Origin of the sequence: Muricoccus pecuniae, from assembly GCF_014199205.1 — a bacterium.
Taxonomy (GTDB): Bacteria; Pseudomonadota; Alphaproteobacteria; order Acetobacterales; family Acetobacteraceae; genus Roseomonas; species Roseomonas pecuniae.
Genome location: NZ_JACIJD010000048.1, coordinates 1 through 9349, shown reverse-complemented (window position 1 = coordinate 9349; position 9349 = coordinate 1). Strand labels below are relative to the sequence as shown.

Here is a 9349-nt window from a genome sequence, read left to right as displayed (position 1 = left end):
AAGGGCGACAACCAACACCGCGCCGCCCAGGAGACGCGCAGATCAGCCGATCAGGCCAGCGCCCTACAAGGCAGCTGCGGGATGACGCTTACGCTTGTGCGGCCCTACCCCATCCGGAGCGGAGGCCGCGTCGCTGAGGTCAAAGGCCCGAGTGAGTCGACACCATCATGCGTCCGCTCGCTCCGACCTTGGAGAGAACCGCCGCCCGGCAGGAGCGCGCATCTTCGCAGTACGGAGAAGAAGGGAGGATCTAACCTTCGCGCCGGGCCGGACGAACGATGCTGTAAGAACCGCAAGACGCGGGCCCGGGTTATACCCCGGGCCCAACATGTTCAGCCCTCGCCCGGGGTCGCCGGAGTAGGGGCGGCGGCCTCGGCCGCAGCGAGGCGGGCGTGTGCCCGTCCAGCCTCAATGAAGAGACGCCTCGTGGCCTGGTCGTCCGGGATCTCCGCCTGCTCCTCCTGGCTCAGACGCGTCGGCGGCCAAGCCTCACCGGTGTCCTTCGCCTGTCCACCCCCGATCGCCTCGGAGGCGAGGCCGGCCATGCGCGCGTAAAGGTGCGATTCCGCAGTCGACAATGGGATCGGCGCGTTGGCGTCGGCGTTCAGCGCCAGGCTCCAGGCCGCGAGACGGGCCGGGCGCGCAGGTGCGTCCGGATGCCCGCCCCCGAGGTGCAGCACCGTGAGGAGAAGGCGAACGCGCTCGGGCATCTCCGCCGGCCAGGGATCCGGAGCGACGCCGAGGGTCACCGCGAGCCGCGCCACCGCCCGGGCGCTCCCGACATCGTCGTGGAGCCTGCTGGTTGAGGCCTCCGGCACGCCGACGAGCGCCGCAACCGCTTGTCCATCAGCTGTCCAGGCAAGCAGGCATGAGGCCATCAGCGCTAAGCGGCGAAGTTCGGGATGGGTGAGGCGGGCGATGGGGGGCCGCCCCGTTCCGGGAGATGAGCGCAGGCGTGCCGCGAAGAGGTGGCGATCTTCCTCCTCATTGCTGCCGTCGGGCATTTCCGCCGAAGGCAAGCCGGTGTCCTGCGTCGGCGCGAACTGACCTAGCCAGTCCCGTCCGACAACGAGGATCGGGTCTCGCCAGTGCGATCCATGCTGCTCGGCCGGTGGGACCGATCCCGGTGTCGTGCCCGAAGCGGGCAGGGCGCCCGGGGCTACCGCGGAAGGGGCGAGCGGCTCCGCGCGGCCGGGGTCGGACGCCGCGCTGCCGCTCTCGGGGTGGTTCTCGTGGTGTTTGGTCATGCGGTGTCTCCGCTGAACGCCGCCCAAATCAACCCAATGTCCCCAGCGAGGGGGCCGTGAGAGGGGGCGACACGGGTGGCGCCCCCCGAACGGCCGCTCGCTGGGGACATGTTATTTCAGTATCTGCTGTTCTCCCGATCCGATCATCGGTCCCGCCCTGGCGCGCCCCCGCGGCAGGAAAGCGCACGCTTGGGTCCGAGGCGTGGGCAACTCTGGCACGCCCGCCTTCCTACCTCAACGGAAGGGGCTACCACGGGGAGGGCCGCTTCAGTCGCAAGAGAGGAGGGCCGTATCGATCCAAGAAGGCCGCGGCCGGCTCGCTATTGGACAGAAAGCCGCAGCGTGGAAGAGGGTGCTCTCTTACCTCCCGCTTCAGCCCACAGCGCTGCCGATGACGGCTCGCCAAACGGGTGAAAGGCCGGTCGACGCTGATGTGCCTTAACTCACGCCCGTAATCGAATGTGCGGAGTTGCATGACGACGTTTGGCCGTTAGCGGCATGGCCGCTCTCGAGATCTGGAAGCGGCGAAGCGGACATAACGCGCTGCCGAGATCCGGTGTTCAGCCTCCGCGGCGGGGTCGATCTGCGCCGGGATCGCGAACTCGACGTGCGAGAGCCAGCAGCGCGACCAGGGACAGCGCGGTGAGGGTACCGGACAGCAGGAGCGCGACGTGCGGCCCCAGCGTGTCCAGCACCAGCGCGAAGAGGAGCGGCGCCCCGCCCTGCAACAGGCGCGCGGGTGCCGCCAGCAGACCCGTCCGCAGCCCGTAGCCAGCCGGTCCGAAGAGGGCGAGCGGCAGGGTACCGCGCGCGATGGTCAGCAGACCGTTCCCGGCGCCGTGCAGCAGCACGAAGGGCACGGCGACGACAGGGCCCAGGAAGGCCAGCAGCGCCGCGGCGATGGGATGCAGGCCCGCGGCGAGCTGGGCCGTGACGAGGGGGGACACTCTCCGGAGGAGAGCGAACTCCGCCACCCGGGCCGCGACCTGCGCCGGTCCGACCAGGGACGCCGCGAAGATCGCCGCGGTCGGCGCCGCGCCCAGGGCCTCGATGATGCGCGGCAGGTGGGTGGCCATGGCGGTGGAGACGAAGGTCGTGGCGGCGAAGACGGCCGCCAGGATGACCATGGTCCAGGGCACCCCGCCGGGCGACGCGTCGGCCGGGGCCGTTGAGGGAACGGGCGGCGGCGCCTTGGCGACGAGGAAGCGGTTCATTGGCAGGGCCACGACCAGGTGCAGGACGGCCCAGGCAAGGCAGGCGCCGCGCCAGCCCAGGGCATCGATCATGAAGGCGCTGGCAGGCCACCCCACCGTGCTGGCGAACCCGGCGAAGAGGGTGATGCCGGTGATCGCGTTGCGGGCCTCCCGCCCGTACAGGCCGGTGACCGTGGCGAAGGCGGCCTCATACAGCCCGAACCCCATGCCGATCCTGATCGCTGCCCAGGCCAGGGCCAGGGTGACCGGCCCCGACGCCCAGGCCAGCAGCGCCAGCCCGGCCGCGAGGACGAGATTGGAGGCCGCCAGGACGTCCCGGCCGCCATAGGTGTCGATCAGCCGCCCCGCGGTCGGGCCGACCAGTCCGGAGAGCAGCAGGGCGCCGGAGAAGAGCCCGAAGAACCAGGTCCGGGACAGGCCCAGGGCCTCGCACACCGGATCCGCGAAGATGGCCGGGAGGTAGTAGGTGGATCCCCAGGCCAGGGTCTGCGTGATGCCAAGGGTGGTGGTCACCACCCCCCGGCGCCGCGCCAGCTCCGCGGTCCTCATGCGCGCTCGTACCAGCCCTTCGTCCGCATCACGATATGGACCACGGACAGCATGACGGGCACCTCGACCAGCACGCCGACCACCGTGGCCAGCGCGGCGCCGCTCTCGAACCCGAAGAGGGCGATAGCCGCCGCGACCGCCAGCTCGAAGAAGTTGCTGGCGCCGATCAGGGCGGAGGGCCCGGCCACGCTGTGCGCCGAGCCGCACTGACGGTTCAGCAGGTAGGCCAGCCCCGCGTTGAAGTAGACCTGGATGAGGATGGGCACCGCGAGCAGCAGGATCACCAGCGGCTGCGCGAGGATCTGCTCGCCCTGTAACCCGAACAGCAGCACCAGCGTGGTCAGCAGGGCCACCAGCGACACCGGGTTCAGCGCCTTCAGCGTGCGCTGGAGCGCCGCCTCGCCAGCGGAGGCGAGCAGCGACCGCCGCCAGACCTGCGCCGCGACGAGGGGCAGGACGATGTAGAGCAGGACGGAGAGGAACAGGGTGTCCCAGGGCACCGTGATGGCGGAGAGGCCGAGCAGCAGGCCGACCACCGGCGCGAAGGCCACCAGCATGATCGCGTCGTTCAGCGCGACCTGGGACAGGGTGAAGTTGGGGTCGCCATCGGTCAGCCGCGACCACACGAAGACCATGGCGGTGCAGGGCGCCGCGGCGAGCAGGATGAGGCCCGCGATGTAGCTGTCTACCTGTCCTGCGGGCAGCCAGGGCCGGAACAGCCAGCCGATGAACAGCCAGCCCAGCAGGGCCATGGAGAAGGGCTTCACCAGCCAGTTGATGCCGACCGTGACGGCGATGCCCCGCCAGTGCTGGGCGACCTGCCCCATGGCGGCGAAGTCCACCCGGAGCAGCATCGGGACGATCATTGCCCAGATGAGGACCGCGACGGGGATGTTGACCTGGGCCACCTCCATGCGGCCGAGCGCCCGGAACGGGCCCGGCAGCACGGCACCGAGCGCGATACCAGCGATGATGCAGAGCGCCACCCAGAGGGTGAGGTAGCGCTCGAAGACGCCCATCGCCGCCCGGCGGCGCCGGATGGCTGCCTCGCCCTCAATGGCCGCGCTCATAATGCCGGATCCTTGGAGACGCGCTGCCCGTCCGCGCCGACCACTGCCTCACCATCCTCCTTGGCGAAGGCGCCGCGCTGCGGGTTCGACAGGATGTCGAGGACGGCCTCGGACGGCCTGCACAGGCGCACGCCGAGAGGCGTCACGACGATGGGCCGGTTGATCAGGATCGGGTGCGCCATCATCGCGTCGAGCAGCTGGTCATCCGTCAGCGCCGGATCGCTCAGGCCCAGCTCCGCGTAGGGCGTGCCCTTCTCGCGCAGCAGGGAGCGGACCGGCACGCCCATGCGCCGGATCAGATCGGCCAGGACATCCCGGGCCGGCGGGGTCTTGAGGTACTCGACCACCTCCGGCTCCTCGCCGCTGTTCTGGATCAGGGCCAGGGTGTTGCGGGAGGTCCCGCAGGCCGGGTTGTGGAAGATCGTGACGGTCATGCCGCAGGCTCCGGAGAGGGGCAGGCGCAGGCCGAGAGGGCGGCGACCGCGGGGGTGCAGACCTCCGGGTGGCCCTGGCAGCAGTCCCGCATGAGGAAGGCGATGAGGCCGGACAGGGCGTCGTAGACGGCCGAGTACCGGATGGAGCGGCCGTCCCGGCGCGACTGCACCAGCCCGGCCGCCTCGAGGTGGGTGAGGTGGAAGGACAGGCGTGAGGAGGTGGCGCCCATGGCCTCGCCGATGGCGCCCGCCGCCATGCCCTCTGGTCCCGCCGTCACCAGCAGGCGAACGATCCGGAGGCGCGTCTCCTGCGATAGGGCGCCGAGGGCATCGAGTGCTTGCGTTTCATTCATGACCTCTTAATGTCTCAAGATAGGTTGAGATGAAAGAGGAAAAGATGAACGCGCCTGCTCTGCCCTTGACGGTCAGCTTCCAGAGCGATGCCTCGCTGGGCGCCCTGCTCGATGCCCTGCGGCCCTACGGCTCGCGGCAGCTGGTCATCAGCTACGACGGGCGGCGGACCCAGCCCGGCTACCACGTCACCGAAGTGAAGGCTGGGTCCTTTCTCACCCTGAACTGCGGCGGCAACCCTGACGCCTGGCAGGAGACGATCCTCCAGGTGGAGGACCTGCCCGCCTCGGCCGAGAAGCCGGACCACATGGAGGTCGGCAAGTTCCTCTCCATCCTGGAGAAGGTGGCCGCCCGGGTGAGCCTGCAGCCGGGCAGCCGGCTGACCTCCGAGGTCGGCCCGCCGGGCCGCCCGATGCAGATCTTCGACGTCGAGGCTATCCGGATCGAGGCGGCGGGCGTCGTGGTCGAGCTCGGCCCCCGGCCCGCCATCTGCAAGCCGCGGCACCGGGCGGAGCAGGAGGCCAAGGCCGCCTCCGCCTGCTGCGCGCCGTCGCGGGGCTGCTGCTGAAGCATGCTCCACACGTAGGGAGGGTCGGTGAGGAGCTTCCGCCACTAGGCAGCCATCAGCGGCATGTCGGTCCCGCTGTGGGCGCTCAGGGGCCGTGGTACGGTCGGCCCCAACCCGCCCTGCTCAGCCCCCGATATAGGCCGCCAGTTCGTCAGGGGTGCCTTTCGGGAATGCACCCTTGAGGTGTTCGAGGAAGGCGGAGACACGCGCGCTCAACAGCCGCCGCGAGGGGTAGAGCGTCCAGAGGGCGATGTCCGGACCCTCAGCATCGCCCCACAGGACCAGCCTTCTGGCCGCCAAATCGTGGCTCACGAGCGACACGGGGAGGCGTGCGGCGCCGACGCCCGCCCGGACGGCGTTGCGGACCATGAGGAGCGACGACAGGCGAAGCACGGGATCCACCGCGATCCTCGACGTCCCGGTCGGCGTCCTGACAGTCCATGGCCCGGTCGGCCCGCCCGACCCGCGCAGGACTGCCGGGACAGGAGAGCCGTCGGACGGTAGGGCGAGGGCCGGGGGCGCCACGACGACCAGCCTGTCGTTCAGGAAAACTCGCCCGACAAGGCTCTCGTCCGGATCCGGATTGACCCGGATCACCAGGTCGTATCCCTCCTCCACCATGTCGACGGTCCGGTCCTCCGTCGTCACGTCCAGCCGGACCTCCGGGAACTTCAGCGCGAACTCCGCGGCCAGCCGTCCCATGGCGGTCTGCGAGAAGAGCAGCGGCGCACTGACCCGCAGCCGGCCCCGTGGCCTGTCCACCCCTGAGGCCATCGCCACCGCCGCCTCGTCGAGCTCGGCGAGCAGCCTCCCCGTCCGTTCGTAGAGCGCCCGGCCCTCCTGGGTCAGCTTCAGGGTGCGGGCGCCGCGCTCGAACAGCCGCAGGCCGAGGCTGCCCTCCAGTTCCGAGACGCGACGGGACAGCGTCGCCTTGGGCCGACCGGCGGCGCGCGCTGCCCGGCCAAAACCCTCGTGGCGGGCGACGAGATTGAAGTCGGCCAGGGCGAGCAGGTCCATGCGTTCCACCAGTGAGACAGGTCGTCCAAATCCAGCGACTACCGGGCCAGGGATGGAACCGTCAATCTCCGGGATGTCAGCAGCCATCCTCCAAGGAGCGAACCCCATGACCATCCTCGTCACCGGCGCCACCGGCAATGTCGGCCGTCACGTCGTTGAACAGCTCGTCCGCCGCGGCGCCGACGTGCGCGCCCTCGTCCGCGACCCCTCCAAGGCCAGCCTTCCCGAGGGCGTCGCCGTGGTCCGTGGCGACCTGCTCGACGTGGACTCGCTGCGTTCCGCCTTCTCCGGCGTTTCGACGCTCTTCCTGCTCAATGCCGTGGTGCCCGACGAGTTCACCCAGGCGCTGATCGCCCTGAACGTTGCGCGCGAGGCAGGCATCAAGCGGATCGTCTACCTCTCGGTGCTCGAGGGGGAGCGCTACGTGAACGTGCCGCACTTCGCCGGCAAGTTCGCGGTCGAGCGCATGATCGAGGCGATGGGGCTGAACGCCACCATCCTGCGCCCCGCCTACTTCATCAATAACGACCTGACGATCAAGGACGTCATCACCGGCCACGGCATCTACCCGATGCCGATCGGCTCCAAGGGCCTCGCCATGGTGGACGTGCGCGACATCGGCGAGGTCGCGGCACTCGAGGTGATCCGCCGCGAGCAGGCCGCCGAGCCACTGCCGCTCGACCGCATCGACCTCGTCGGCCCGGACACGCTGACCGGCGCGGACGTGGCCGCCATCTGGTCGGACGTCCTCGGCCGCCCGATCGCCTACCCCGGCGAGGACACGGCCGGGTTCGAGGCAAACCTCCGTGGGTTCATGCCGGGCTGGATGGCCTTCGACATGCGCCTGATGGCCGAGCGCTTCGCCACCGTGGGTATGGTGCCCCAGGCAGGCGACGTGGAGCGCCTGACCGCGCTGCTGGGCCGCCCGCTGCACTCCTACCGCGACTTCGCGGCCCACATCGCCGCCTCGGCCTGAAGGCCGGACAGCACCCGACACCCGAGAGAAGGACACCCGTCATGATCTATTCGACCGCCACCGTCTCGGTGAACCCGGAAGGCGAGACCCCCCTGACCCGGGCGCAAGCGTGGGAGGGGCTGGTCCTCAAGGCCCGCGACGCCCGCCTGTTCCTTCCGCCCGGCCTCTGCACCCGCTGCGACGTCGTGGAGGAGAGCGCGACCCACATCGTGCGCGAGGCCACCATCGCGGGCACCGACCTCCGCGAGATCATCGCCTTCGAGCCGGGCAGCAAGGTCACCTTCTTCCAGGCGACCGGCCCGCGCGAGGGGGCCATCGTCAACGAACTCTTCGCGGACGCCTCCGGCGCGCTCCAGCTCCGCTTCTACTGCTACCTCGGCCTGCGCGGGAAGGAGTCGGACGGCCCCGAGGAGAGGACCGAGCAAGCGCAGTTCGACGGCGACAAGGGCTATCGGGCCGCTCTGCTCTCCACGCTGAAGCGCACGCGCGAGTTGCTGGCCGAAGGCCGGATCTGATCCCGCAGGGAACACGGACGCCGGGACCTTCCACGGGAGGTTCCCGCTTCCCAAGGAGGCATCGATGAACAACACGGAATCCCATGGCACCCCGGCCGCCCGGCCGAGGATATTGGTTATCGGGGCGACGGGCGGCACCGGTCGCCTGATCGTCCGGCAGGCGCTCGAACGGGGGCACGAGGTCACCGCCCTCGTCCGCTCGCCCGGGAACGGGCGCGACCTGGAGGGCGCGAGGATCGTCGTCGGCGACGCCCGCGACGGGGCGGCGCTGCGGGGCGCCCTCGCGGGCCAGGATGCCGTCATTAGTGCCCTGGGCACCCCGGCCAGCCCGTTCCGCGAGGTACCGCTCCTCTCGACGGCGACGCGTGCGCTTGTGGGCGCGATGAGGGCCGAACAGGTCTCCCGTCTGGTCTGCATCACCGGGATCGGAGCGGGAGACAGCGCCGGGCATGGCGGCTTCCTGCTCGACCGCATCATCCTCCCGCTCCTGCTCCGAAAGGTCTATGCGGACAAGAACCGACAGGAGGCTATCGTGCGGGACAGCGGGCTTTACTGGACCCTCGTCCGACCGGCGGTCCTGAACGACAAGCCAGGACACGGGGATGTACGGGCGCTCACGGACCTCGCCGGATTCCATGGCGGGTCCGTGTCGCGGGAGGACGTCGCACGATTTGTCCTGGACCAGATCGGCACCGACGAGTGGCTACGCCGGTCCCCGCTGATCACCTGGTGACCCTCTCAGTGCCGCTACGGAAAGCTGGCCATCCACTCCGAAAAGCTGGCGTGGCTCTGCGTCCTGGCAGCCGGGCTCCCTAAGCGTTCTGCTTCGGGAGCCCGGCTGTGGGCCGATCACGCGGCGATCTGCAGCACGATCTTCCCGCGGGTGCGACCAGCCTCGGACAGGTCGAACGCCTGCCGGATTTCGGAGAGAGGCAGCACCGTGCCGACGTGCGGCCTCACCTGGCCCCCCTCCACCAGGTCGCGGATGGACGCGAGTTGCCCACCGTCGGCCTTGCTGAACACCCGTCCCGCACTGACGCCGTATTGCGCCGCCTCGTCCTTGGGGAAGTTCACCGCGGTCACCAGGAAGCCCCCCTTCCTGAGAACCTGGAACGCCCGCTCGAAGGTGTCGCCGCCCACGGTGTCGAACACATCCGGCGGCTGTTTGGAGGAGGCTGGGGATGGGCCGGAAGAGGACGCACACGCCCGAGGAGATCGTCGCCAAGCTGCGGCAGGTTGAGGTGCTGACAGCTCAGGGCAAGCTGGTGGCTGAGGCAGTACGGGCGATCGGAGTGACGGACCAGACCTACTATTGGGGATTCCGACGATGTCGGCCGCCTGTTCCGAGGCGAAGTCGGCCACTGATTCCGACGTCATGTCGGCCGGCCATTCCGATTGATGTCGGCCG

Annotated in this window: 11 protein-coding genes and 1 pseudogene; 5 read left to right on the top strand and 7 right to left on the bottom strand. The window is 69.9% G+C overall.

Annotated features, from left to right (window positions below; genetic code table 11):
- Positions 1 to 332 precede the first annotated feature (332 nt).
- The 5 genes from FHS87_RS22555 to FHS87_RS22535 all read right to left on the bottom strand — a co-directional run bounded on the left by FHS87_RS22555 (position 333) and on the right by FHS87_RS22535 (position 4867).
- Positions 333 to 1247 carry a hypothetical protein gene (locus tag FHS87_RS22555; RefSeq protein WP_184521944.1) on the bottom strand — a complete coding sequence of 305 codons (915 nt, stop codon included), beginning with the start codon at positions 1245 to 1247 and terminating at the stop codon, positions 333 to 335.
- Positions 1248 to 1807: 560 nt separating this feature from the next.
- Positions 1808 to 3010, bottom strand: coding sequence for an MFS transporter (locus tag FHS87_RS22550; RefSeq protein ID WP_184521941.1), 1203 nt, complete (start codon positions 3008 to 3010; stop codon positions 1808 to 1810).
- A complete protein-coding gene (gene arsB / locus FHS87_RS22545) occupies positions 3007 to 4080 on the bottom strand; it encodes an ACR3 family arsenite efflux transporter (RefSeq protein WP_246418641.1) in 1074 nt (357 codons plus the stop codon). Before arsB ends, FHS87_RS22550 begins: the two co-directional genes overlap by 4 nt.
- Positions 4077 to 4514: an arsenate reductase (glutaredoxin) gene (arsC, locus tag FHS87_RS22540; RefSeq protein ID WP_184521938.1), complete on the bottom strand. Its 438-nt coding sequence runs from the start codon at positions 4512 to 4514 to the stop codon at positions 4077 to 4079. The genes arsB and arsC overlap by 4 nt, the downstream gene beginning before the upstream one ends.
- Positions 4511 to 4867, bottom strand: coding sequence for an ArsR/SmtB family transcription factor (locus FHS87_RS22535; protein ID WP_184521935.1), 357 nt, complete (start codon positions 4865 to 4867; stop codon positions 4511 to 4513). Before FHS87_RS22535 ends, arsC begins: the two co-directional genes overlap by 4 nt.
- Before the next feature lie 44 nt (positions 4868 to 4911).
- On the opposite strand from FHS87_RS22535, the gene FHS87_RS22530 reads away from it, so the two are divergent.
- Complete coding sequence (locus FHS87_RS22530) at positions 4912 to 5433, top strand: DUF6428 family protein (RefSeq protein WP_246418640.1); 522 nt, start codon at positions 4912 to 4914, stop codon at positions 5431 to 5433.
- Positions 5434 to 5556: 123 nt separating this feature from the next.
- Here FHS87_RS22530 and FHS87_RS22525 read toward each other — a convergent pair whose 3' ends face one another.
- Positions 5557 to 6450 carry a LysR family transcriptional regulator gene (locus FHS87_RS22525; RefSeq protein ID WP_184521929.1) on the bottom strand — a complete coding sequence of 298 codons (894 nt, stop codon included), beginning with the start codon at positions 6448 to 6450 and terminating at the stop codon, positions 5557 to 5559.
- A gap of 106 nt (positions 6451 to 6556) precedes the next feature.
- Between FHS87_RS22525 and FHS87_RS22520 the strand changes: the two genes are divergently transcribed.
- The 3 genes from FHS87_RS22520 to FHS87_RS22510 all read left to right on the top strand — a co-directional run bounded on the left by FHS87_RS22520 (position 6557) and on the right by FHS87_RS22510 (position 8674).
- On the top strand, positions 6557 to 7426 hold the full coding sequence (locus FHS87_RS22520; RefSeq protein WP_184521926.1) for an SDR family oxidoreductase: 870 nt from the start codon (positions 6557 to 6559) through the stop codon (positions 7424 to 7426).
- Between the two features lie 41 nt (positions 7427 to 7467).
- On the top strand, positions 7468 to 7941 hold the full coding sequence (locus FHS87_RS22515) for an AtaL-like protein (protein WP_184521923.1): 474 nt from the start codon (positions 7468 to 7470) through the stop codon (positions 7939 to 7941).
- 64 nt (positions 7942 to 8005) lie between these two features.
- Entirely contained in the window at positions 8006 to 8674 is a 669-nt protein-coding gene (locus FHS87_RS22510; RefSeq protein WP_184521919.1) for an NAD(P)-dependent oxidoreductase, read from the top strand.
- Positions 8675 to 8790: 116 nt separating this feature from the next.
- Here the strand turns inward: FHS87_RS22510 and FHS87_RS22505 are convergent, their stop codons facing one another.
- The gene (locus tag FHS87_RS22505; RefSeq protein ID WP_184521949.1) at positions 8791 to 9093 is read right to left on the bottom strand and encodes a zinc-binding dehydrogenase; all 303 of its coding nucleotides are present in this window, start codon (positions 9091 to 9093) and stop codon (positions 8791 to 8793) included.
- 29 nt (positions 9094 to 9122) lie between these two features.
- On the opposite strand from FHS87_RS22505, the pseudogene FHS87_RS24565 reads away from it, so the two are divergent.
- Positions 9123 to 9254 (top strand): annotated as a pseudogene (locus tag FHS87_RS24565) (IS3 family transposase); the annotation flags it as partial.
- Between the last annotated feature and the right edge of the window lie 95 nt (positions 9255 to 9349).

What these genes read in the sequence shown, in the direction of transcription:
- FHS87_RS22510 (WP_184521919.1), top strand. Translation starts at nt 8,006, where the DNA reads ATGAACAACACGGAATCCCATGGCACCCCGGCCGCCCGGCCGAGGATA.
- arsC (WP_184521938.1), bottom strand. Translation starts at nt 4,514, where the DNA reads ATGACCGTCACGATCTTCCACAACCCGGCCTGCGGGACCTCCCGCAAC.
- FHS87_RS22515 (WP_184521923.1), top strand. Translation starts at nt 7,468, where the DNA reads ATGATCTATTCGACCGCCACCGTCTCGGTGAACCCGGAAGGCGAGACC.
- FHS87_RS22550 (WP_184521941.1), bottom strand. Translation starts at nt 3,010, where the DNA reads ATGAGGACCGCGGAGCTGGCGCGGCGCCGGGGGGTGGTGACCACCACC.
- FHS87_RS22555 (WP_184521944.1), bottom strand. Translation starts at nt 1,247, where the DNA reads ATGACCAAACACCACGAGAACCACCCCGAGAGCGGCAGCGCGGCGTCC.
- FHS87_RS22535 (WP_184521935.1), bottom strand. Translation starts at nt 4,867, where the DNA reads ATGAATGAAACGCAAGCACTCGATGCCCTCGGCGCCCTATCGCAGGAG.
- FHS87_RS22520 (WP_184521926.1), top strand. Translation starts at nt 6,557, where the DNA reads ATGACCATCCTCGTCACCGGCGCCACCGGCAATGTCGGCCGTCACGTC.
- arsB (WP_246418641.1), bottom strand. Translation starts at nt 4,080, where the DNA reads ATGAGCGCGGCCATTGAGGGCGAGGCAGCCATCCGGCGCCGCCGGGCG.
- FHS87_RS22525 (WP_184521929.1), bottom strand. Translation starts at nt 6,450, where the DNA reads ATGGACCTGCTCGCCCTGGCCGACTTCAATCTCGTCGCCCGCCACGAG.
- FHS87_RS22530 (WP_246418640.1), top strand. Translation starts at nt 4,912, where the DNA reads ATGAACGCGCCTGCTCTGCCCTTGACGGTCAGCTTCCAGAGCGATGCC.